Genomic DNA, 24,239 nt, shown 5'->3' on the forward strand with positions numbered 1-24,239 from the left:
TTACCTGATTTATTTGTAAAAATTAAATCATTCAAAATGAACAAACAATGGATGCTTGCGGGAGTATGTGCCTTAGGTTTATTAGGCTCTGCATATGCGCAAGAGAAAAAAGAACAAGAAAAACGTGAAGAGTTAGACGAGATCGTAATTGATTCTCGTTTCAAGATCAAAAAAGAGAACTCAGGAAAAATCGTTCACAAGATCACGCCGGCAGTTATCGAGCAAAACAAAGGGAAAACTGTAGTTGACTTGATCAACCGTGTAGCAGGAATCGAGATCAATGGTAACACTAGTGTTTTCGGACAAAACTTCGGATATTTCGTTAGAGGAGGACGTTCTAACGAAGTTGTAATTTTAATTGACGGATTGCAAGTGGTAAACCCACTACAAAACAACTTCGATTTGCGTTTTATCGACTTAGAGCAAGTTGAATCTATCGAGATCAGTAAAGGAGCTTCCAGTACATTATACGGATCAGGAGCTGCTACTGCAGTGATCGATATTCGTATGAAAAAAGCAAAGGAAGGAACTTTCAATGCTTCTGTTGGAGCATTCTTAGGAACCAATCAAACACAAGATTCAGACGAGATTGGTAGTTTAATTCAAACAAACTTTGGAATTAACGGAACTTCAGGAGACTTTAACTACTTGGTTACTTTTTCATCTATTGAAGCAGACGGAATGTCGGCAGCAAGAGACGAAACCATCAATCAAACATTTAACGACGATCCGTTTAGAAGAAACAACTTTGACATTCGTTTAGGATACAAATTCTCAGATAAGTTCAATGTAAAAGCTACCTATACGATCAATAACTTCAACAATAGCTTTGATTCAGATTCATTTACTGATGGAAACAACCGTTCTAGAGAAACAAACTATCGTTTTAGCTTAATGCCAGAATACCGTTACGAAAAAGGAACTGTAAATGTAAACTTTGCACATAGTAAGTTTGATGTAGACCGTGTAAACACTTCTTTCCCGGCAACGAGTAATGGAAATAACTATATGATCGATGCTTTTGTAAAGCACAACTTTGGAAAGATTAAATTGATTGCAGGGATCAACTTCCAAAACAATGAGATTCAAACATTCTCTATTCCATTTGGAGCAACTGAATTAACAGAAACGCAATTTGCACAAGACCCAAAAACTACAATTACAGACCCTTATGCAAACATCGTTTATATCTCAGAAAACGGATTTAATGTAAACGCTGGTGTTCGTATGAACAACCATAATATTTACGGAAATCACGTTGTATATAACTTTAATCCATCATACAGATTTACAAACGATAACGGATATACTCGTGTTTTCGGGTCATATAGCACAGCCTTTATTGCGCCGTCTATCCAAGATCTATTCTCGTCTTTCGGAAACCCGGAATTATTACCGCAAGAAAGTTCTACTATTGAATTTGGAGCGGAGTACAAGCGAAATTCATTTACATTGAATGCTGTATTCTTTAGTAGAGATGTAGAAAATATCATCATTTTCAATAGTACTTTAGGTAAATTGGTTAATGGAGGAGATACTAAGATTAACGGTATCGAAGTAAACTCTTCGTATGACATTTTAGAGAACTTAGCAGTAAACGCTAATTATACTTACACAAAGAATGACGACGCTGCGATTCGTATTCCAAAGAACAAGTTCAATGCAGGAGTAAGCTATGGATTGTCAGAAAAAACAAACTTTGCTTTAGATTACCAGTACGTGAGTGATCGTGACGATTCTGACTTTAGAAATTTCTTAAATGTACAGAATGTAACGTTGGATGCTTATTCGTTATTAGATTTTAGTGCAACACATGAGTTGATGAAAGGTGTAACACTTTTTGGAAATGTAACAAATATTTTGAACGAAGACTACCAAGAGATCTTTGGATTCTCAACAAGAGGAAGAAACTACAAACTAGGATTTAGATTCCAGTTCTAAGATTTTTTGCTTAGGTAAAATTCCCCAATCTTTGCTTTCATTGTAGCAAAGAAAAGCGCCGATAATTATCGGCGCTTTTTCTTTTTATATGTTTAAACTTATAACAGTTTTCTTACGTCGTTCTTTAAAAACGCAATAGCAGTATCTGTTTGCGGTACTTTTTTTGAATATTCCAACAGAACATTCTCTCTAAAGTCGCTGGCAGATTCAGAAGTATTCGCAATTTGCTTTAACGTATTAATTACTGCCGATTTTGATGCAATGATCACATTCCAACATTCATCACCAATATAGAGTTGTTGCACCAAATTATGATCAAACTCCTGATCGATGTTAGCTAAAAGCAATTGTAGATAAGCATCTGTATTGTCTCCAATAGGCTTTACACGTAACAGTAGCTTTACTGGGTTGATGCGTTCGCAGAACAGCAACATACGCTCGTATGCTTGCAATTTAACAGGCAAGGATTCTTTTTTCTTTTCAGCCAAAAGCTCTAATTTCTTTTCGCTGTTTTCTTGTTTTAAAAATCCGCTAAAAATAAAATAAGCAACACCACCGGTGACCAAAGCGGGGAGGGCATAGGCTAAACCTTCGATAATTTTGTCTTCCATATCCCAAAAATATCTTTTTAAATGATTCTGTCAAACAGAAAAAAAGAAAAGCCTACAGTTCATCCTTAAAAAATTACATTTCGGTGACTTGCTTTTTCTTAGAACCTCTTGTTTTTTGAGATTTGAACTGTAATTCAAAAACAAATGATACACGTAACCAACCTTTCCAAATCATACTCAGGAGTCAAAGCAGTAAACAATGTAAGCTTTGAGATTGCCAAAGGCGAGATCTTCGGATTATTAGGACCTAACGGTGCAGGAAAATCAACCATCTTGAATATGATGAGTACTGTTTTGCCTACTGATGAAGGAATCATAAAAGTAGATGACCTACAATTAAATGGTAATGCTAAAAAATTTAAGCAATTGATCGGAGTAGTACCTCAAGAGATCTCTTTGTATGAAGAACTTTCTGCCTATGACAATTTAGTGTTTTGGGGTAATCTCTATGGAATCCCTTCCAAAGAGCTAAAAGAGAGAATTCACACGATTTTAGAAATGATCGGTTTACTAGATCGAAAGAAAGACCTGGTAAAAACCTATTCAGGAGGGATGAAGCGCCGTATCAATATAGCAGCTGCCTTACTACACAACCCAAAAGTATTGTTGATGGATGAACCCACAGTTGGAATTGATCCGCAAAGTAGAAATCACATTTTTGAAGTGATCGAGGCATTGAACAAGCAAGGACTGACTATTATTTACACAACGCATTATATGGAAGAAGTAGAACGCTTGTGTAACCGTATTGCCATTATAGATTCAGGAAAGATCATTGCACAAGGAACTCAAGAAGAGCTAAAACAGCTTGTACCTACACAAGAAAGCATTCAATTAGAATTTGCGCTGCTTTCTGAGAATCAAGTAACTCAATTAGGAGAAAAACTAAACCTTAGAATGATTCAAAGAGAAAATACATTAACTATAGAAAGCTCAGTAAAAGAACTATCACAGATCATTATAGCTTGTAACGAATTGAATTTAGCGATCAAAGACATTCAATTGCAAAAGATCAATCTAGAAACCATCTTCTTAAGCCTTACAGGAAAACAACTACGCGATTAAAACCAACCAACCATGATACTAACGATATTAAAAAAAGACTTAAAGATCTATTTCTCAGATAAAAGAGGAGTGTTGTTAACCTTCTTATTACCGGTTATTCTTATTTCGCTGTTTGCCTTCTCGTTTGGAGGCGTAGGAAGAAAGAAAAGTGCACCAAGACCAACAACACTGCTTGTGGTAGATAAAGACAGTACAAAGACATCGATGGATTTTGTAGCTTCTTTAAATAGCTTACCAACACTAAAAACTCAAGCCATTACTGAAGAGGAAGGAATAGACCGTGTAAAAAAAGGGAAGAACTCCTCGGTATTGATCTTAGGAGAAGGATTTGAAGCAGCAGCAAAAGCAGAACAAAAACTACCTGTAGAATTTCAATATGACGCAGCACGTCAAGTACAAACAGGAATGATCTTAGCGGTAGTAAGAGGAGGCTTGGCACGTAGCTTTGGGAAAGCAGAAATGCGAAACTATGTGAATATTCAAATGACCTCTGTAATTCAGGAAAGTAGTAATAAGCCCAATCCGGGATTGGTTCAGGCGGTAGCCGGAACTGCAATTATGATGCTACTATTTACCATTGCAGCCATTGGTGGAGGATTACTAGAAGAAAAAGAAGCAGGAACGCTCAAACGCTTGTTAAGCTCACCTATTAAACCTATGGATATCTTGTTAGGAAAAATGGGAGCTGCTATGATCTTATCTGTATTGCAATTGGTTGCAATGTTTGTATTTGCTTGGCTAGCCTTTGGACTACCCATCTTTATGGATACTGTTTCTTTAATCTTACTCATCTTAACAATCTCCTTTGCAGTATCAGGATTCGGAGTCCTGTTGGTATCAACAGTAAGAACTCGCCAACAATTGCAAGGTATGAGTACCATCATTATTATTTTGATGTCGGCCATCGGAGGAAGTATGATTCCAATTTCTATGATGCCTGCCTTTTTGCAAAAGATCGCTGTGGTAAGCGTAAACTACTGGGGAATACAAGGAATGTTTGATATCTTCTGGAGGCAATTATCTTTAATAGAAATCTTACCAAAAATGGGAGTATTACTGGGAATTGGCGTATTTATGACCTTGATCTCAACACAATTATTCAAACGAAATATTCTAAAATTAGAGTAGAATAAAACCAAGTGCCCGGACGAGAGTTCGGGCTTTTTTATGCTTCTTTTTTAATTCTGATGATAGCCAAATCATCTGTCACCACATGTCGCCACTTATCCTTAAGTATTTTGATCTTTCTATCTAGAAAATTATCAAACTCAGAACCTTGAGCATCATTCAGAAGAAAATCAATAATCTCCGTTTCTTCTTTTTGTTTTGAGGAGTCTTCCAAATTCCGAAAAGTAAAAATACCGTCTGTACAAACAGAAAGATCTTGAAAAGATGAAACAGAAATTGTTTGTTTCTGAGCGTCATACCAAGTATTAAAATCTTCAGAAAGATGATAACCTAGATAATCAGGTTTATCGTCCTGTTCATATTCGGTCAATTTACCATCAATACTAATTAATCCATCTCCAATAGCTAGAATCTCTGCACTGGTACTTGTAATGTCAATTATCCCAATAATTAAAGTGGATAAGAGTTCGTTAACCTCTAATCCTAAATGGTTTTTTATAATCCGAATTTCATAGATCAATTGTCTTACAACCTCTTTGAGTTCGGTTTTTAGATTTGGGTTATTTTTATTGATAAACTCAGCGTAATACTTCTTTTTTGCTATGTTTCGTAAGATTTTTCCATATAGAATCGAGGCAAATACGGATTCTGTACCCATAGTACAACCATCTAATACGGCAATCAATTTTTTATGAGTGCCTATAGGTTCGTTGATAAAAAAGTCTTCGCAATGATTAGTGTGAAAATCTCCGATATGGAGCGTAGTATATATTTTCATGCGAGATCAAAGTAACAGAACTTTGGTCAACTTTGAAAGTATAAGATAAAATTTAACAAGAGTTATACTCTCCAGTCTTTACTTTTAAGAATCAGTTTTTTGAGTACTTCCAAATCCACTTGTTCCAGTTTTTTGATATACAAACAGCCTCTTCCGTGTTTATGTGGTCCTAAATAATCTAAGAGTTCTTGTTCCTTTTCAAGATCATACATAACATATACAGAAGTATGAGCTTTGGTAGGAGAGAAGCCTACTGTAAACCATTCAAACTCATCTCCGTTTTTACGCTGATAGCTATATTTTCCAAACCCTACAATACTTTTACCCCAAATCTTAGGCTCTTTGCCTGTAAGTTCTTGCATAAGCTGTAAAAGAAGCTTGCTATCCTCTTTGCGTACAGGATTCGGAATAGCTTCTATAAACTCAGCTACACTTTTGTTGGTTTCTGAATTAACTAAAGTTTTTTTCGCCATGATGGTTGTGTTAGAAAAATGACTCCTTCTAAGTTAATAAAAATTGTGATTCAAGAGAACTTGTTTTATTTTTAGCTCTCCAAAATTAAGAACCACTAAAACTCCAAAATCATGAAAATTCAATATCTAGGTCATGCCTGTTTGCATATAGAAGTAGCAGGAAAGAATATAATTGTAGATCCTTTTATTACCGGAAACGAATTAGCTTCTCATATTGATGTTAATAGTTTGAAAGCCGATTATATTTTGGTTACTCATGCACATCAAGACCATATTTTGGATGTAGAAACCATTGCAAAGAATACGGGAGCAACTATTGTTTCTAGCTATGAAATTGTGATGCATTACGGAGCTAAAGACTTGCAAGGACACCCAATGAATCACGGAGGGAGCTGGCAATTTGATTTTGGAAGACTTACCTACACAAATGCCATTCATACCAGTTCTTTTCCAGACGGAAGCTATGGAGGACAACCCGGTGGATTCATCATCGAATCAGAAGAAGGAAATGTATATATCGCAGGAGATACAGCTTTGACCTTTGATATGAAGTTGATCCCAATGCAATGTAAGTTAGATATGGCTGTATTACCTATAGGAGATAACTTTACTATGGGTATTGATAGTGCTGTAATTGCTGCCGATTTTGTAGAATGTAATGCTATTTTAGGTTATCATTACGACACTTTTGGGTATATCAAGATCGATCACGCTAAAGCCAAAGAAGCCTTTTCAAAAGCAGGAAAAACCTTACACTTATTAGAAATAGGAGGGAGCTTAGAGGTATAAAACTAGGCTATCTCTATTCGTTTTTCTCTATTGTCAGTATTGTAGATCAAAAACAATTTGCCATGTTCATTTTCTTCTATAGACCAGAAGAATGACGGAATTCCCTTTTTGATCGTGGTCAATTCCTTTGTTTCAGTGTTTAGGAATAACAGATCATTGTTTGCTTTAGTGTGCACTCCCTCTTTGATAGGGTTGGAGTTCCATAATTGTAGATAAATACCTTGTTGGGTTTTGTAAAACCAATCTCCAAAAAATTGATTTCCGAATACATTGATGGGTTCCGATTTTAAATGAAGAAATGCTGGTCCAAACCGAATTTCTCCAGCATGCTTGCTACGTATTCGTGTTCCTTGATGATAGACCATGATAGCCCAAGGTTTGGAATTATCATAAGATTTTAAATGTGTACTTTTAGTTTGAATTCCAGTTAAAGTAGCTAAAGTTTCTCCGGGACTAACAGTTCCTTTTTTCTGATTGATAAAGGAAATTTGCCCACCTATAGCAACTTCAAACTCCATAGTGACTTTTTCAGTTTCAATAGTACATAATACATCTCCTTCTTCTATTATATCCCCAACATTGTAAAACCATTTCTTTATTTGATAGGGGCCTCCTGTATCAATGGAGTTTTTAGAAGAAAAAGTACTTTCCATACCAACAGAATTTAAATTGGGGAAAATAATTTCTTGTTGCTTGCCTTCAGGAAGAAAAGTACCTTTATAGCTTAACTTTTTAGGAGAAGTCTTAGGTGGAAAAAATAGCTTATGAAGCAATTTTAAAAAGCTCATTGTAATAATTTCTTTTTGATAAAATGAATACCTTAGCTATTCCTTTAAATAGACCCATGATCAAGGTTTCAAACAGGAATTCTATAAAAATCTTACCAAGAAATTCAAGAATAATCATAGCATGTGATTTCTACCAAAGATAGCAAAACCAAAAAAGAATTAAAAAACTCGATTTGTATATAACTTCACAAGTTTCCTTTAACTCAATAAATCTCTCAAATTAGGAATATACGATTCAAACAAATTGATCAATCTGCTTAAAGTACGTTCCTTACTGGCAGCATATTCGGTTAGTACATCAATAGGACGATGACCTTCTACATTCTTTAAAAAAGGATCAGCACCATTGTCTAATAAAATTTGTAACATCCTCAGAGCTTCAGGATACGGTTCAATGCGTTCTGCCTGAATCATGCCATCAATGCAGTAATCCAAAATTTCCAGAAGCGGAGTACCTTCATCAATATTAACATCAGCACCGTTGTCTACAACAAACTGAAGCACATTTGGATCATCACTATGAATGGCTGCATAAATAGGACGAAAACCAAGTATTCCGGCATTAATGTCAGTTCCTTGAGATAAGAGTTCTTGAGCTTCATCTATAAGTCCATACTGTAAAAGCTCTAAAAGTTTTGAGGGGTAATTTTTAGTCATGTCCAATGATCAATGAGGGGTTTAATTAGTTTGGGACACTTTTATTATGCTATTTAATCTTTTCTATTTCACGACATGAAAATTATTGTCTACAAAAATCAGGAAAAGATTTGACTTAAGAGTATAAATATTATAAAAGACAAGAATTTATTTCTGAAAGGCACTAGAATTATGTATTCTACAATTTTTTTGCTTTCAATAAACTTATCACTGTACTTCTTATTCTGTTTTTATATCTAATGAATTGATCTCTTTAGCAATTTCTTTAATAAAAAAGTTTTTAAGAAGCGGAAATCCGTAAAACTCTTTAACCATAGTTAAAAAGAAGCATAAAATTTTACAACAAAATCACTTTAAAAAACTGATCAGTTAAGATCAAGACAGAAGTAAAAACCATCACGATAAAAATGGTGATCAAATGAAACCTGTTAGTCAATCGATGTTTCTTAGAAACTCTATACACCCAGTAGAACAAAAGAGCACTTACCAATGCAGGAATCGTGTAAGTTCCTAAACTTAAAAACTCACTAATTCTACCCTCATCATTTGGAGTAATTACATTCATTAATCCCGCCATCAAACGCATATAAAAAGCGATAAACAAGAATAAATACAAAGTTTTACTCCAGAATCGTTTCAAAAGAAAATACGCTAAAAAGCCTTGTAAAATAGTAATCAAAGGACCCGCAGCAGAAATATAGATATGATGCGTTTTATCAACTTCCTCTGGATTTAACGCAGAAGAAGAATTTAAAGACATTGTAGAGCTATAACCAAACAATTCGCTGGTAGCCCAATGTGCAAACTCGTGCAAAAGCCATGTGACTAAAACAACAATAAAAGCGGTTACTATGTATCGAGAAGTAATACTAAGATTTCTCATGATTAGATAGTTGTGTTCCACTTAAGACTGTTTTTAAAACAAAATGTTACGAAAGAAAGGAGAAATAAAGAGTAAGGGGAATCTTTACGGTGATTTTGATAAAGCTTGCTTCTCAAGCTAGCACACCTGTAATTATATTCGATAAACTTATAAATGTATAAACACAAAAGAACCCTCAAAACTCAACACTTTTACCTCATTATAAATATGTTAAAAACTCTCTATAAAATTTGTTGTCGACTCAAATTGTGAATGGTATTTTTACCTCTTTAATTCGAATCACTTGGCAAATTATATAGATACCTTAAACCCGGCCCAAAAAGCAGCAGTTTTGCAAAAGGACGGACCTATGATCATCATAGCCGGTGCGGGTTCCGGGAAAACACGAGTACTAACATTTCGTATCGCGCATTTGATGCAAGGAGGAGTAGATGCCTTTAATATTTTGGCATTAACTTTTACCAATAAAGCGGCACGCGAAATGAAAGAGCGTATTGCCTCGGTAGTAGGAGCCAGTGAAGCCAAGAATTTATGGATGGGAACCTTTCACTCTGTATTTGCCCGTATTTTACGATCAGAAGCAGACAAACTAGGATTTCCCTCTAATTTTACCATTTACGATACCCAAGACTCAGTTCGATTGATCACAAGTATCATCAAAGAAATGGGTTTGGACAAAGACCGATACAAACCCAAACAAATTCTTAGCCGCATATCTTCCTTTAAAAACAGTTTGATCACTGTACGAGCTTACTTTAACAATTCAGACCTGCAAGAAGCAGATTTGATGGCTAGCAGACCTAAAGTAGGAGATATTTACAAAGAATATGTAGACCGTTGTTTTAAATCCGGAGCCATGGATTTTGACGATCTTCTGCTGCGTACTAACGAACTGTTGGCACGCCACCCAGATGTATTGGCAAAATACCAAGACCGATTCCGTTATATTTTGGTAGATGAGTACCAAGATACCAACCACTCGCAATACTTGATCGTGCGTGCCTTGGCAGATCGCTTTCAGAATATATGTGTGGTAGGAGACGACTCGCAAAGTATCTATGCATTTCGTGGAGCCAATATTCAGAACATCCTGAACTTTCAAAAGGACTACCCCGATGTAAAAACCTTTAAACTAGAACAAAACTATCGTTCTACACAAAACATCGTAAATGCAGCCAATTCGGTAATAGAAAAGAACAAAACCAAACTAGACAAGCAAGTATGGACGCAAAATGATGCCGGAGAACCTATCAAGGTAATGCGTACCATTTCCGATGGAGAAGAAGGACGATATGTAGCACAATCCATCTTTGAGAATAAGATGAACAATCAATTGCATAACGATCAGTTTGCCATCTTATACCGTACCAATGCACAATCTAGAGCTATGGAAGACGCTTTACGTAAAAAAGATATTCCCTATAAGATCTACGGAGGAATTTCTTTCTATCAACGTAAAGAGATCAAAGACCTTTTGTCATACCTACGTATGCTCATCAACCCACAAGATGAAGAAGCATTAAAACGTATCATTAATTACCCTGCAAGAGGAATTGGAGCCACAACTATAGATAAGTTGACTATTGCAGCCAATCACTATAAAAAATCCATTTTTGAGGTCATTCAGCATATCGATAAGATCGATTTAAAGATCAATACAGGAACCAAGACCAAGCTTCAGAACTTCTTGAATATGATTCTGAGGTTTCAGATCGATGCACAAAAGTTAAATGCTTTTGAAGTTGCAGACTTGGTAGTAAAGCAAACCCAGCTGATCAAAGACCTGGAAAAAGACGGAACACCCGAAGCTATTAGCAAGGTAGAGAACGTACAAGAATTGCTAAATGGTATCAAAGATTTTATTACCGATAGAATTGAAACCGGAGAAGATGCATCCTTAACAGCTTTCTTAGAAGATGTAGCACTGGCAACAGACTTTGATTCCGATAAAAAAGACGATAAACCACGAGTTTCTTTGATGACCATTCACTTGGCAAAAGGATTGGAGTTTCCTTATGTGTACATCGTAGGACTAGAAGAGAATCTATTCCCTTCTGCAATGAGTATGAATACCCGTGCCGAATTGGAAGAAGAAAGACGTTTGTTTTATGTGGCCTTAACCCGTGCAGAAAAACAAGCCTATCTAACCTATGCACAAACACGTTACCGTTGGGGGAAACTAACAGATGGAGAACCCAGTCGTTTTCTAGAAGAAATTGACGAACACTTCTTAGAATATCTGACACCAAAAACACCGGAACCTTCAGTAAACAGATTTGTAGACCAGAGCCTTTTTGGCGATGCACCTAAAAAGATCCGTTTTCAAAAGCCCATTCAGAAACAACGTCAAGAACGAATGGAAAGAAATCAGCCGAAAAAAACCGAAGAATTTAAATCGGCAAGAAGCTTGAGAAAAGTTTCACAAACAAATACCGGAAACAGTAATTTGTTTGATAACAATATCACGGTAGGAAACATCGTTGAACATAATAGGTTTGGAAAAGGAGAAGTCTTGAGCTTAGAAGGAAACGGAGCCAATAAAAAGGCAGAGATCAAGTTTGGAACTGTTGGGAAAAAGAAACTATTATTACAATATGCAAAGCTGAAAATTATTGGATAAAATCGATGCGATCGAACCAAATAATATGTATTTTGCAATACAATTAATCTTCATACAGAACGATACATGACATTTGATTTAGAATACAATTCAGAAAGAACAACTATGATCATACCTGAGTATGGTAGACATATACAAAAACTGGTAGATCACTGTGTACAATTAGAATCCAAAGAAGAGCGCAATAAGATGGCGCAAGCCATTGTAGATGTGATGGGAAACCTACAACCGCATTTACGTGATGTTCCTGATTTTAAACACAAACTTTGGGATCAATTGCACATTATGTCTGATTTTAAATTAGATGTAGAATCACCTTATGAAAAACCTTCAAAAGAAGAGTTGCAAGAAAAACCGGAGCGATTGAATTATCCGAAATCGGCGTCTAAATATCGATTCTACGGAAACAATATTCAGATCATGATCGATACAGCTTTAACTTGGGATGATGGTGAAATGAAAGATGCATTGGTATACACGATTGCAAATCATATGAAGAAATGTTTCTTAAGCTGGAATAAAGATACTGTAGATGATGAGATCATATTTGATCATTTGTATGAGTTATCTGGAACTAAGCTAGACTTAAGAAATTCAGAAGAGCCTTTATCTGAAGTAAAAGACCTGCTAAGAAGTAGAAAAGGTCAAGGAAATAAAGGACAAACAAACAAAGGCGGAAAGAACAAAAACAGAAAGAGATAGATGGCTTCTTTTAAGATAGAAGGTGGTCACAGACTAAGTGGCTCAATTACTCCGCAAGGAGCAAAAAATGAAGCATTACAGATTTTATGTGCTGTATTGCTAACTCCGGAAAAAGTAAAAATAGATAACATTCCGGATATCATAGACGTTAACAAACTTATTTTTATTTTAGGTGAGCTTGGCGTAAAGATCGAAAAACATTCACCAAACAGTTATACATTCCAATCAGATGAGATCAATCTTAACTACTTAGAATCTGCTGAGTTTAAGAGAGACGGAAGTTCTTTAAGAGGATCTATCATGATCGTAGGACCCTTATTAGCTCGTTTTGGGAAAGGATACATTCCGAGACCGGGAGGAGATAAGATCGGGCGCCGTCGTTTGGATACGCACTTTGAAGGATTTATCCGATTAGGAGCTAAATTCAGATACAACAGAGAAGAATACTTTTACGGAGTAGAAGCAGAAGACGGATTAACAGGAACAGATATGTTGCTGGACGAAGCTTCTGTAACCGGAACAGCCAATATTATCATGGCTGCTGTATTAGCCAAAGGAACAACAACAATCTACAACGCAGCTTGCGAACCTTATATCCAACAATTGTCTAAGATGCTAAACAGCATGGGAGCTAAAATTAGTGGGGTAGGCTCTAACTTATTAACGATTGAAGGAGTAACATCATTAGGAGGTTGTACACACCGTGTATTACCGGATATGATTGAAATAGGAAGCTGGATAGGAATGGCTGCTATGACACAGTCAGAACTAACCATTAAAGATGTAAGTTGGAAAGATTTAGGGCAAATCCCTAATGTGTTTAGAAAACTGGGAATTCAGTTAGAAAAGAGAGGAGATGATATTTACATTCCTCAACAAGACACTTATGAGATTCAAACCTATATAGATGGTTCTGTACTTACAGTTGCTGATGCACCTTGGCCTGGATTCACACCAGACCTGTTAAGTATCGTATTAGTAGTAGCTACTCAAGCAAAAGGAACTGTTTTAATTCATCAGAAGATGTTTGAAAGCCGCTTGTTCTTTGTAGATAAGTTAATAGACATGGGAGCAAAAGTGATTTTATCAGATCCGCACAGAGCTGTTGTAATTGGTCACAACAGACAATCGCAACTGAAAGCTACCAAGATGACGTCGCCGGATATTAGAGCCGGAATATCATTGTTAATTGCAGCATTATCAGCAAAAGGAACCAGTATCATAAATAATATTGAGCAGATCGATCGCGGGTATGAAGATATCGAGAATCGTTTACGTTCTTTAGGAGCTAAGATTGAAAGAATAGAAGGATAATTCCTTTTAAAAATAGAAAACTAAATAGTGTCACTTTGACACTATTTTTTTATTGGCAATATTATTGACAGTAAAATGTAAACATTTTAATCATTACCAAAAATGAGTAAAGAAGAAAAGATACAAGAAGAAGAGATCAAAAATAATGCGCAAGAAGCTCAAGTTGAAGAAAATCAAGAGGTTGAGAAGGAAGAGCCAAGTGCAGAAGAATTAGTACAACAAGAAAAAGACAAATATTTGCGTTTGTTTGCAGAGTTTGAAAACTATAAAAAGCGTACAACCAGAGAAAGGATTGAACTTTTTAAAACGGCAAGTCAGGAATTAATGACAGCTTTGCTGCCAATTATGGATGACTTTGACAGAGGTTTGGCAGAGATCAAAAAAGCTAAAGACAAAGAGTTGTTAAAAGGAATGCAGTTGATTAGTGACAAACTGAAAAGCACCCTAACTCAAAAAGGACTTTCTGAGATCGTGGTAAAGCAAGGAGACAATTTTGATGCAGAAGTACACGATGCAATTACTCAGATTCCGGCACCAAATGCAAAGCTGAAAGGAAAGATCATCGATGCAGTTGAAAAAGGATACAAACTGGGAGATAGAATTATCAGACACCCAAAAGTGGTTGTAGGACAATAAAACAATTAACAATTTACAATTATCATTGTTTCATTGATAATTGCTCATTGAAAAACTATGGCAAAACAAGATTACTACGAAGTATTAGGAATTTCTAAATCGGCATCGGCAGCTGAGATCAAAAAAGCATACCGAAAGATGGCTATCAAATACCATCCCGATAAGAACCCTGATAATAAAGAAGCCGAAGAAAAGTTCAAACAAGCTGCTGAAGCTTATGAAATATTGAGTGATGAGAATAAAAAAGCTCGTTACGATCAGTATGGTCATGCCGCCTTTGAAGGTGGTCAAGGCGGATTCGGCGGAGGCGGAATGAACATGGAAGATATTTTCAGTCAGTTTGGAGATATCTTTGGAGGAGCTTTCGGAGGGGGATTCGGTGGATTTGGCGGAGGTAGAGGCCAAGCCAGAGTAAAAGGAGGAAACCTAAGAATTCGAGTAAAACTTACCTTAGAAGAGATAGCAAAAGGAGTAGAGAAAAAGGTAAAAGTACGCCGTAAAGTTCAGGGAGATGGTGTTTCTTACAAAACCTGTAGTGTATGTAATGGTACCGGTCAGCAAATGCGTGTTACCAACACTATTTTAGGAAGAATGCAAACAGCAACTACCTGTGGAACCTGTCAAGGAACAGGAGAAGTTATCAGTAGCAAACCTAATGGTTCTGATGCACAAGGATTGGTTGTAAAAGAAGAAACCGTTTCTATTCAAATTCCTGCCGGAGTAACAGAAGGAGTTCAGTTAAAAGTAGGAGGAAAAGGAAACGAAGCTCCGGGGAAAAATTCCTTATCAGGAGACCTATTAGTGTTAATCGAAGAGATTCCGCATGAAACACTAAAAAGAGAAGGAACCAATGTTCATTATGATCTGTATGTCAATATTTCTGAAGCTATTTTAGGAACAAGCAAAGAGATCGAAACGGTAACCGGAAAAGTAAAAATCAAAATTGACTCAGGAACACAATCCGGGAAGATTTTACGCCTAAAAGGAAAGGGCTTACCGAGTATTGAACGTTATGGATCAGGAGATTTTTTAATTCACATCAATGTTTGGACACCACAAGAATTAACCAAAGAACAACGCCAGTTTTTTGAGAAAATGATTGACGATGAGAATTTTACGCCTTCACCTAAGAAATCAGACAAATCATTTTTTGAAAAAGTAAAAGATATGTTCTCTTAAGAAGAAGATTTTTTTAAGAAAATGTTTTTTAATTATAAAGAAAATATTAAATTTGTACCGTTGTTGTGAAAGCAACAACAACTTTTTCTTTTTCATAGCAATTTTTCCCACTCAATCTTTGAGTGGGTTTTTTTATGGATAAAGGTTGTATTTTAGCCTTTTAATAATATAAGCAGGCCTATCTTATCGCTCCTGCCTTGCAGGAGAGGAAAGTCCGGACACCACAGAGTAGCATAGCGGATAACATCCGTCCGGTGTAAATCGAGGACAAGTGCAACAGAAAGCAAGTACAGTTCGGCTGTAGTGAAATCAGGTAAACTCTATGCGGTGCAATGTCACGTATATTGGAGCTCGAGGGTAACTCGCCCGATTCCAAGGGGTAGGCAGATCGATTCTAAGAGTAATCTTAGAACTAGATAAATGATAAGACTCTTTTGAGTACAGAATCCGGCTTATTGGCCTGCTTTTTTCTTCTCTATTGTATTTTTAAAATTACGAATTTGATAATTTTAAGTCATTTTTAAGTGTTTAAAATATTGAAATGTTATTTTAATTAATTTTAATTAAAATATATTTATTAATTAAGCTGATTTGATGTATATTTTTCAAATGTCGTATGAAAACACTAATTTTGTGCGACCAAAAACACTATTAACAAAAATCTTTTTATGAACACTTACAAAGACTACATAAAGGAGATTGAAGAACGAAAAAGTCAAGGACTTCACCCGAAGCCTATTGATAGCGATGAATTATTAAGTGAGATCATTGAGCAAATTAAAGACCTTACTAATGAACACCGTAAAGATTCTGTAAACTTCTTTATTTATAATACTTTACCAGGTACTACAAGTGCTGCAGGAGTTAAAGCAAAATTTTTAAAAGAAATTATTCTGGGAGAAGCCTTAGTAGAGGAGATCACACCAGCTTTTGCTTTTGAACAATTGTCGCATATGAAAGGTGGACCTTCAATTAAAGTATTGTTGGATTTGGCTTTAGGAAGTGATGCTGCAATAGCAGAAGAAGCAGCTAAAGTTTTAAAAACTCAGGTTTTCCTTTATGAGGCAGATACAGAGCGTTTAGAAGAAGCTTTCAAAAGCGGAAATGAAATTGCTAAAGAGATTATTGAAAGTTACGCTCAGGCAGAGTTCTTCACGAAACTACCAGAGATTGATGAAGAAATTCAAATTGTAACCTATATAGCAGGAGTAGGAGATATTTCTACAGATCTACTTTCTCCGGGAGCAGATGCACACTCAAGATCTGACCGTGAATTACACGGGCAATCTATTTTTGAGCATAACAAAGACATGCAAAAAGAAGTGTTGGCATTAAAAGAACAACATCCGGATAAACGAGTGATGCTAGTTGCAGAAAAAGGAACGATGGGAGTAGGATCATCCAGAATGTCGGGAGTAAATAACGTAGCATTATGGACAGGTATTTCATCAAGTCCGTATGTACCATTTATCAATATCGCACCGGTTATTGCCGGAACCAACGGTATTGCACCAATCTTCTTAACCACAGTAGGTGTAACTGGAGGTATTGGAATAGATCTTAAAAACTGGGTAAAGAAAAAAGATGCAGAAGGAAATACAGTATATGATGCAGATGGAGAACCAATTTTAGAGCAAGTATATTCTGTAGAAACAGGAACTGTTTTAACGATCAATACAAAAGAAAAGAAGCTATACAAAGGCGATAAAGAATTAAAAGATATCTCAGCTGCATTGACACCACAAAAGATGGAATTCATCAAAGCAGGAGGGTCGTATGCAGTAGTTTTCGGTAAGAAACTACAAACATTTGCTTGCAAAACTTTAGGTATCGATGTACCACAAGTATACGCAGCGTCAAAAGAGATTTCTCATGAAGGTCAAGGACTTACTGCAGTAGAAAAGATTTTCAATAAAAATGCAGTAGGAACTACACCTGGAAAAACATTACATGCAGGTTCTAATGTTCGTGTAGAAGTAAATATTGTTGGGTCTCAAGATACAACAGGATTAATGACTTCTCAAGAATTGGAGATGATGGCTGCTACAGTAGTATCTCCTATTGTAGATGCAAGTTACCAATCAGGATGTCATACAGCCTCTGTTTGGGATGATAAGTCGAAAGCAAATATTCCTAGACTGATGAAGTTTATGAATGACTTCGGATTAATTACAGGACGTGACCCTAAAGGGAAATACCATGCAATGACGGATGTAATTCATAAAGTATTAAATGACATTACAGTTGACGATTGGGATATCATCATTGGAGGAGATTCGCACACGCGTATGTCTAAAGGTGTTGCCTTTGGAGCAGACTCTGGAACTGTAGCTTTAGCATTAGCAACAGGAGAAGCATCAATGCCTATACCGGAATCTGTAAAAGTAACTTTCAAAGGAGATATGAGAAGTTTTATGGACTTCCGTGATGTAGTACATGCTACACAGCAACAAATGCTGAAGCAATTTGGAGGAGAAAACGTATTCCAAGGAAGAATTATAGAAGTACATATTGGAACTTTAACATCAGATCAAGCCTTTACATTTACTGATTGGACTGCAGAGATGAAAGCAAAAGCTTCTATCTGTATTTCTGAAGATGAAACATTAATTGAATCATTAGAAATTGCTAGAGATCGTATCCAAATCATGATTGATAAAGGAATGGATAACGAGAAGAAAGTACTACAAGGTTTAGTTGATAAAGCAAATAAAAGGATTCAAGAGATCAAATCTGGAGAGAAACCAGCATTGAAACCGGATGCACATGCGAAGTACTATGCAGAAGTTGTGATCGATTTAGATGAGATAGCTGAGCCAATGATTGCAGATCCTGATGTAAATAACGAAGATGTTTCTAAACGATATACACACGATACAATCAGACCTTTATCATACTATGGAGGAACAAAACAAGTAGACCTTGGATTTGTTGGTTCTTGTATGGTACACAAAGGAGATATGAAGATCTTAGCTCAAATGCTAAAGAATATTGAAGAGCAACAAGGAAAAGTTGAATTCAATGCTCCTTTAGTTGTTGCACCACCAACCTACAACATTGTAGATGAGTTAAAAGAAGAAGGAGACTGGGATGTTTTAGAAAAATACTCAGGATTTGTATTTAACGATGATGCGCCAAAAGGAGCAGCACGTACAAAATATGAGAACATGCTGTACTTAGAACGCCCGGGATGTAACTTATGTATGGGGAATCAAGAGAAAGCAGAACCGGGAGATACTGTAATGGCTACTTCAACTCGTTTGTTCCAAGGAAGAGTTGTAAAAGATTCAGGAGAGAAAAAAGGAGAATCTTTATTATCATCAACTCCGGTAGTAGTATTATCTACAATTTTAGGAAGAACTCCAACCATGGAAGAATATGAAGATGCTGTTGATGGTATTGTACTAACAAAGTTCAAGCCTTCTCAAAAGCAATTAGTAATTTAATGATACTATCATAAATTAAGAATATAGAGCCCGGGTTTTACTCGGGCTTTTTTTTGTTAAATTCGTAGGTGGAACAAAAAACTAAACAAATATGGCGTTTGATATTAATATGATCAAAGAGGTATACAGTACAATAGCAGAACGAGTAGATGCTGCGAGAAAAGTTACTGGAAAGCCGCTTACTTTAGCAGAAAAGATATTGTATTCTCACTTGTGGGACGGAAACCCTGAAAAAGCATTTGTAAGAGGAAAGGATTATGTAGACTTCGCTCCGGATCGAATTGCTTGTCAAGATGCAACAGCACAGATGGCTTTATTGCAATTTATGCAAGCCGGAAAAAATAAAGTAGCTGTACCTACTACAGTACACTGTGATCATTTGATACAAGCGAAAGTTGGAGCCGATAAAGATTTACAAGCTGCCTTAAACAATAGCAATGAAGTGTTTAATTTCTTAGAATCTGTATCTAACAAATACGGAATTGGTTTTTGGAAACCTGGTGCAGGAATTATTCACCAGGTAGTATTAGAAAACTATGCGTTTCCCGGAGGAATGATGATAGGTACAGACTCTCATACGGTAAATGCCGGTGGATTAGGAATGGTTGCCATTGGAGTAGGTGGTGCAGATGCAGTAGATGTAATGGCAGGGATGCCTTGGGAATTGAAATTTCCTAAATTGATTGGTGTAAGATTAACCGGAAAATTATCAGGTTGGACAGCTCCTAAGGATGTTATTTTAAAAGTAGCCGAAATTTTAACAGTAAAAGGAGGAACAGGAGCTATAGTAGAATATTTTGGCCCCGGAGCTACAGCTATGTCATGTACAGGGAAAGGAACCATTTGTAACATGGGAGCAGAAATAGGAGCAACAACTTCTACGTTTGGTTATGACGAAACTATGGAGCGTTACCTAAGAGCTACAGAAAGAGCAGACGTTGCAGATGCAGCCAATGCGGTAAAAGAATACTTAACAGCCGATTCTGAGGTATATGAAAACCCAGAGCAATATTTCGATCAGGTGATTGATATTAATTTATCAGAATTAACACCTTTACTAAATGGGCCTTTTACTCCGGATCTTTCAACCAAGGTTGGAAAAGATATGACAGCAAAAGCTAGTGAAAATGATTGGCCATTGCAGGTAGAATGGGGATTGATAGGTTCTTGTACCAATTCATCTTACGAAGATCTATCCAGAGCCTCTTCAATAGCACAACAAGCTTTAGACAAAGGATTGGTTACCAAAGCAGAGTTTGGAATCAACCCGGGATCAGAGCAGGTTCGCTATACTGCTGAAAGAGATGGAATCTTAGAAATTTTTGAAAAATTAGATGCAACTATCTTTACCAATGCTTGCGGGCCTTGTATTGGACAATGGGCACGTTATGAAGACCCTAAGAATGCACCAAAGAACAGTATCGTTCACTCATTCAACAGAAACTTTGCAAAGAGAGCAGACGGGAATCCAAACACTCATGCTTTTGTGGCTTCACCGGAGTTGGTTGCAGCAATTGCTATTTCTGGAAGACTGGATTTTAACCCACTAACAGATACTTTGATCAATAAGAATGGAGAAGAAGTAATGCTGGATGAACCTACAGGATGGGAATTGCCACCGAAAGGTTTTGAAGTAAAAGACAATGGATACTTAGCACCGGAAGAAGACGGAAGCCATATAAAAGTAGTGGTAGACCCAAATTCTGAACGCTTAGAACTGTTAACTCCATTTACTCCAATTGGAGACGAGATCAAAGGAGCCAAACTATTGATCAAAGCTCACGGAAAATGTACAACAGATCATATCTCTATGGCGGGACCTTGGTTGCGTTACAGAGGACATTTAGATAATATTTCTAACAACTGTTTGATCGGAGCTGTAAATGCTTACAATATGCAAACGAACTTTGTGAAGAGTCAGATCGATGGTGAGTATGATGCAGTACCAAAAACACAAAGAGCCTACAAAGCAGCAGGAATTCCATCAATTGTAGTTGGAGATCATAACTACGGAGAAGGCTCTTCTAGAGAGCATGCAGCTATGGAACCACGTCACCTAGGAGTTGTTGCTGTATTGGTAAAATCATTTGCTAGAATTCACGAAACTAACTTGAAAAAACAAGGAATGCTAGGATTAACATTTGCAAATGAAAATGATTACGATCTGATTCAAGAAGATGATACATTCAACTTCTTAGATTTGAATGAATTTGCTCCGGGAAAACCATTAGCAATTGAAGTAGTACATGCAGATGGTAGTAAAGACACGATTCTGGCAAATCATACCTACAATGCAGGTCAGATTGAATGGTTCAAAGAAGGATCGGCCTTAAACTTAATAAAAAAGCAGAATGCTTAGTTATTGATAAATTTCCTACAAAACTCCTGAGCTTCAGGAGTTTTTTATTTCCTCTAATTTGTAAGGTAATTTCTTTTTTGGGGACAAAAAGCTAAACGCTTTTTATGAAACCCTCTATTTGGTATTTTGACGACGTCAATCTTTTCAAAATTCTATGCCCTCATAAATATCCGGCTTATAAGAAAGATCATAGCTTAGATATCTACAAGAAGAGTGATTATATCTACTTTGAAGAGGATCAAGCAAACAAGATCTATTTGATAGATTCCGGTAAAGTAAAGATCGGTTACTATACAGAGGAAGGAGATGAGATTGTAAAGGCTATTTTGACCAAAGGTGAAATATTTGGTGAAAAAGCCATTCTCGGAGTCGAGAAGCGAAGCGAATTTGCACAATCCATAGACAACAACACTTCTATTTGCAAAGTCTCTAAAGACACTATGTATGGACTCATGAGAGACAATGTTTCTGTGAGCTTTAAGATCTATAAGTTCATTGGTCTTCGTATGAAGAAACTGGAAAGGAGATTGCAACTATTGCTTTTTAAAGATGTTAAAACACGTTTGTTAGAGTTCTTAAATGAATTGTGTGAAGAGTACGGGCATGATTGTGAACATACAGGAGATAAAGTAATCGTTCACCCTTATACTCAAAAAGATATTGCTAGTCTTATAGGCACTTCCAGACCTACGTTAAGTACAGTGATGAATGAATTAAAGGAGGCAAAGGAGATTAGTTTTAGTAGAAAAGAAATACGTTTTTTGAATAAAAATTCGCTAAGTGTCAGCTAGCTGACATTTTAAAACATAACGGCATCCTAATTTTGACTCAGTTTAATATTAAATATGGTTAAAATGAAAAAAATTTTAGGATTGCTATTAGTGGCATCACTATTTGTCGCTTGTAATGATAATGATGATGACGCACTAGCAACATCAGGACTAACACTTAACTTAACCGGATTAGAAGCCTTAGGAAACGATTATGTTTACGAAGGTTGGGTAATCGTTAATGGTAGCCCGGTATCTACAGGGAGATTTTCAAGTGTAACATTTCCGCAAACTTTTCAAGTAAATACAAGCGATTTAAATAACGCAACAGCTTTTGTGTTGACTATTGAGCCAACGGTTGATCCAGATCCGGCTCCAGCTGACACAAAAATGTTAAGAGGAACTTTCTCAGGGAATTCTGCAGCAGTTTCAACTGAAATTGTGGGGGATTTCAGCAATGCTTCAGGTACTTTCTTTTTGAGAACACCAACTGACGAGACAGGAACAAACAATGGAAACGATGAATATGGAGTGTGGTTTGGAATTCCTGGAATGCCACCAACAGCAGGTTTAACATTACCAACCTTACCAGCCGGATGGGCTTACGAAGGATGGGTGGTAGGAGAAGCAGGGCCTATTACTACAGGAGTTTTTACAGAATTTAATACAATGGATAGCGGAAACCCATTTAGTGGAACTCAAAACAATGCAGGGCCACCAATTCCGGGAGAAGATTTCTTTTTAAATGCACCAGCAGGAGAAACATTTCCTTTAGATATTAGAGGAAGAACTATTGTAATTACTGTAGAGCCTGTACCGGATAACTCACCAGCACCTTTTACTTTAAAACCGTTAATTGGAACAGCTGGTCAAGCAACAGCACCATCAACTCACTCATTAGGAGCGAACTTAGGTTCTTTACCTAGTGGAACAGTTAGCAGATAAAAGCAATAATTATTTTATTTTGTTAGTAATATAGCGTAGTTTCGACTTAGAAAGTACGCTATATGTTTTTATATGAAAATCAAAAAGTCACAAGTCTATAACATACTAACCTTAGTGGTTATAGCACTGATCATCATTCCGCAAACGAGAAAACCAATTCAGGTTTCAGTTCATAAAATATTTGCCTTATTTAGCCCATCTATCGAAAGTGAAGGTAATCGTGCCGAACTAAGCACATACAATTGGGCTTTGTTGGACAAAGAAGGGAAAGCACACAATCTTACCACAGCAAAAGATAAGGTAGTCTTTGTTAATTTATGGGCAACATGGTGTCCGCCTTGTGTTGCAGAGTTGCCAAGTATGCAAAAGCTATACAATGATTATGGAGATAAGGTTACTTTCTTATTTGTGAGTAATGAAAAAATGGAAAGAGTGACAGCTTTTTTAGATAAGAAAGAGATGAGCATTCCTGTATTTCAACCGACCAGTGCAATCCCGGAAGAGTTGTATAGCAAATCAATTCCTGCTACTTATATCATTGGAAAGGATGGGCAAATTCATGTAGATAAAAAGGGAGCTGCCAATTGGAACAGCAGTTCGGTGAGAAGTCTTTTGGATAAGCTGATTAACGAATAAAAAAATGCCCGAAGCAACAGAACGTCGCATTCAGGCACCCAACTAACCAACCGTTGTAATTATAATTACGATTGTTTTATGGTTAAAGGAACTTGGTATACTTGACCTTTCTTTAGTCCTTTAACATCAATTTTTTTATAGTTCAACTTACTCTTTACATAAGTGTCTACAGAAGCATCTTTAGAATTTGTTGAAACAACAATGATTTCGTTGTTGTTATTTACCATCAAAGTTAAGCTGGCTTTTAAAGCTTTTCCGTCTGTAAGTTGTACTGGAATTTCAGATCCTAATAAGGATACAATTTTGCTGCGAAATGCATTGTTCTTTTCTTTCGCCGTAGGCTCGTTGTCGTTTGCAAAAGCAGTCATTGTGGCAAAACACAAAGCAATTGCAGTGATTGTTAATTTAAGTTTTTTCATGATGAGTTTTTTAGATTAAACGTACAACCATAAGACTAACGGAAAACAAAAATGTTTCAGTAAAAGGCTCAGTTTAATAAAAACTTAACGTGTTTTAACA

Annotated in this window: 21 protein-coding genes and 1 other RNA gene; 15 read left to right on the plus strand and 7 right to left on the minus strand. The window is 36.4% G+C overall.

The window, feature by feature from the left end; translation table 11 throughout:
* The first annotated feature begins 36 nt into the window (after nucleotides 1–36).
* Nucleotides 37–1,941, plus strand: coding sequence for a TonB-dependent receptor plug domain-containing protein (locus ACFSRZ_RS09050; protein WP_379666228.1), 1,905 nt, complete (start codon nucleotides 37–39; stop codon nucleotides 1,939–1,941).
* 98 nt (nucleotides 1,942–2,039) lie between these two features.
* Here ACFSRZ_RS09050 and ACFSRZ_RS09055 read toward each other — a convergent pair whose 3' ends face one another.
* Nucleotides 2,040–2,552, minus strand: coding sequence for a DUF7935 family protein (locus ACFSRZ_RS09055; RefSeq protein WP_379666229.1), 513 nt, complete (start codon nucleotides 2,550–2,552; stop codon nucleotides 2,040–2,042).
* Between the two features lie 144 nt (nucleotides 2,553–2,696).
* On the opposite strand from ACFSRZ_RS09055, the gene ACFSRZ_RS09060 reads away from it, so the two are divergent.
* The gene (locus tag ACFSRZ_RS09060; RefSeq protein WP_379666230.1) at nucleotides 2,697–3,617 is read left to right on the plus strand and encodes an ABC transporter ATP-binding protein; all 921 of its coding nucleotides are present in this window, start codon (nucleotides 2,697–2,699) and stop codon (nucleotides 3,615–3,617) included.
* A 12-nt stretch (nucleotides 3,618–3,629) separates the two neighbouring features.
* Nucleotides 3,630–4,745: an ABC transporter permease gene (locus ACFSRZ_RS09065; protein ID WP_379666231.1), complete on the plus strand. Its 1,116-nt coding sequence runs from the start codon at nucleotides 3,630–3,632 to the stop codon at nucleotides 4,743–4,745.
* Nucleotides 4,746–4,782: 37 nt separating this feature from the next.
* Here the strand turns inward: ACFSRZ_RS09065 and ACFSRZ_RS09070 are convergent, their stop codons facing one another.
* Together ACFSRZ_RS09070 and ACFSRZ_RS09075 are read right to left on the minus strand one after the other, a co-directional pair.
* A complete protein-coding gene (locus tag ACFSRZ_RS09070) occupies nucleotides 4,783–5,523 on the minus strand; it encodes a protein phosphatase 2C domain-containing protein (RefSeq protein ID WP_379666232.1) in 741 nt (246 codons plus the stop codon).
* Between the two features lie 62 nt (nucleotides 5,524–5,585).
* Nucleotides 5,586–5,996 carry a DUF1801 domain-containing protein gene (locus ACFSRZ_RS09075; protein WP_379666233.1) on the minus strand — a complete coding sequence of 137 codons (411 nt, stop codon included), beginning with the start codon at nucleotides 5,994–5,996 and terminating at the stop codon, nucleotides 5,586–5,588.
* Nucleotides 5,997–6,107: 111 nt separating this feature from the next.
* Between ACFSRZ_RS09075 and ACFSRZ_RS09080 the strand changes: the two genes are divergently transcribed.
* Nucleotides 6,108–6,785: a metal-dependent hydrolase gene (locus tag ACFSRZ_RS09080; protein ID WP_379666234.1), complete on the plus strand. Its 678-nt coding sequence runs from the start codon at nucleotides 6,108–6,110 to the stop codon at nucleotides 6,783–6,785.
* A 2-nt stretch (nucleotides 6,786–6,787) separates the two neighbouring features.
* Here ACFSRZ_RS09080 and ACFSRZ_RS09085 read toward each other — a convergent pair whose 3' ends face one another.
* The 3 genes from ACFSRZ_RS09085 to ACFSRZ_RS09095 all read right to left on the minus strand — a co-directional run bounded on the left by ACFSRZ_RS09085 (nucleotide 6,788) and on the right by ACFSRZ_RS09095 (nucleotide 9,113).
* The gene (locus ACFSRZ_RS09085) at nucleotides 6,788–7,573 is read right to left on the minus strand and encodes a biotin/lipoyl-containing protein (protein WP_379666235.1); all 786 of its coding nucleotides are present in this window, start codon (nucleotides 7,571–7,573) and stop codon (nucleotides 6,788–6,790) included.
* 198 nt (nucleotides 7,574–7,771) lie between these two features.
* A complete protein-coding gene (locus ACFSRZ_RS09090; protein ID WP_379666236.1) occupies nucleotides 7,772–8,230 on the minus strand; it encodes a hypothetical protein in 459 nt (152 codons plus the stop codon).
* Between the two features lie 337 nt (nucleotides 8,231–8,567).
* The gene (locus tag ACFSRZ_RS09095; RefSeq protein ID WP_379666237.1) at nucleotides 8,568–9,113 is read right to left on the minus strand and encodes a hypothetical protein; all 546 of its coding nucleotides are present in this window, start codon (nucleotides 9,111–9,113) and stop codon (nucleotides 8,568–8,570) included.
* 283 nt (nucleotides 9,114–9,396) lie between these two features.
* On the opposite strand from ACFSRZ_RS09095, the gene ACFSRZ_RS09100 reads away from it, so the two are divergent.
* The 11 genes from ACFSRZ_RS09100 (at nucleotide 9,397) to ACFSRZ_RS09150 (ending at nucleotide 23,720) form a co-directional block, all read left to right on the plus strand.
* Complete coding sequence (locus ACFSRZ_RS09100; RefSeq protein ID WP_379666238.1) at nucleotides 9,397–11,733, plus strand: ATP-dependent helicase; 2,337 nt, start codon at nucleotides 9,397–9,399, stop codon at nucleotides 11,731–11,733.
* A gap of 66 nt (nucleotides 11,734–11,799) precedes the next feature.
* Complete coding sequence (locus ACFSRZ_RS09105; RefSeq protein WP_379666239.1) at nucleotides 11,800–12,435, plus strand: DUF4290 domain-containing protein; 636 nt, start codon at nucleotides 11,800–11,802, stop codon at nucleotides 12,433–12,435.
* Nucleotides 12,436–13,749 (plus strand): UDP-N-acetylglucosamine 1-carboxyvinyltransferase, encoded by a 1,314-nt coding sequence (murA, locus tag ACFSRZ_RS09110; RefSeq protein WP_379666240.1) that lies wholly within the window; start codon nucleotides 12,436–12,438, stop codon nucleotides 13,747–13,749.
* Nucleotides 13,750–13,851: 102 nt separating this feature from the next.
* Entirely contained in the window at nucleotides 13,852–14,385 is a 534-nt protein-coding gene (locus ACFSRZ_RS09115) for a nucleotide exchange factor GrpE (RefSeq protein WP_379666241.1), read from the plus strand.
* 57 nt (nucleotides 14,386–14,442) lie between these two features.
* Complete coding sequence (gene dnaJ / locus ACFSRZ_RS09120; RefSeq protein WP_379666242.1) at nucleotides 14,443–15,564, plus strand: molecular chaperone DnaJ; 1,122 nt, start codon at nucleotides 14,443–14,445, stop codon at nucleotides 15,562–15,564.
* Nucleotides 15,565–15,733: 169 nt separating this feature from the next.
* Nucleotides 15,734–16,035, plus strand: an RNA gene (rnpB, locus tag ACFSRZ_RS09125) — RNase P RNA component class A.
* A gap of 197 nt (nucleotides 16,036–16,232) precedes the next feature.
* Nucleotides 16,233–19,010 (plus strand): bifunctional aconitate hydratase 2/2-methylisocitrate dehydratase, encoded by a 2,778-nt coding sequence (locus ACFSRZ_RS09130; protein ID WP_379666243.1) that lies wholly within the window; start codon nucleotides 16,233–16,235, stop codon nucleotides 19,008–19,010.
* 91 nt (nucleotides 19,011–19,101) lie between these two features.
* Complete coding sequence (locus ACFSRZ_RS09135) at nucleotides 19,102–21,369, plus strand: aconitate hydratase (RefSeq protein ID WP_379666244.1); 2,268 nt, start codon at nucleotides 19,102–19,104, stop codon at nucleotides 21,367–21,369.
* 104 nt (nucleotides 21,370–21,473) lie between these two features.
* Entirely contained in the window at nucleotides 21,474–22,160 is a 687-nt protein-coding gene (locus ACFSRZ_RS09140) for a Crp/Fnr family transcriptional regulator (RefSeq protein WP_379666245.1), read from the plus strand.
* Between the two features lie 54 nt (nucleotides 22,161–22,214).
* Nucleotides 22,215–23,084, plus strand: a complete 870-nt coding sequence (locus tag ACFSRZ_RS09145; protein WP_379666246.1) for an anti-sigma factor — start codon at nucleotides 22,215–22,217, stop codon at nucleotides 23,082–23,084.
* A gap of 72 nt (nucleotides 23,085–23,156) precedes the next feature.
* The gene (locus tag ACFSRZ_RS09150) at nucleotides 23,157–23,720 is read left to right on the plus strand and encodes a TlpA family protein disulfide reductase (protein WP_379666247.1); all 564 of its coding nucleotides are present in this window, start codon (nucleotides 23,157–23,159) and stop codon (nucleotides 23,718–23,720) included.
* Nucleotides 23,721–23,785: 65 nt separating this feature from the next.
* On the opposite strand, the gene ACFSRZ_RS09155 is transcribed toward ACFSRZ_RS09150, so the two are convergent.
* Nucleotides 23,786–24,139: a hypothetical protein gene (locus ACFSRZ_RS09155; RefSeq protein WP_379666248.1), complete on the minus strand. Its 354-nt coding sequence runs from the start codon at nucleotides 24,137–24,139 to the stop codon at nucleotides 23,786–23,788.
* Nucleotides 24,140–24,239: the final 100 nt, after the last annotated feature.

Origin of the sequence: Pseudotenacibaculum haliotis (assembly GCF_042684245.1) — a bacterium.
GTDB classification, from domain to species: domain Bacteria; phylum Bacteroidota; class Bacteroidia; order Flavobacteriales; family Flavobacteriaceae; genus Polaribacter; species Polaribacter haliotis_A.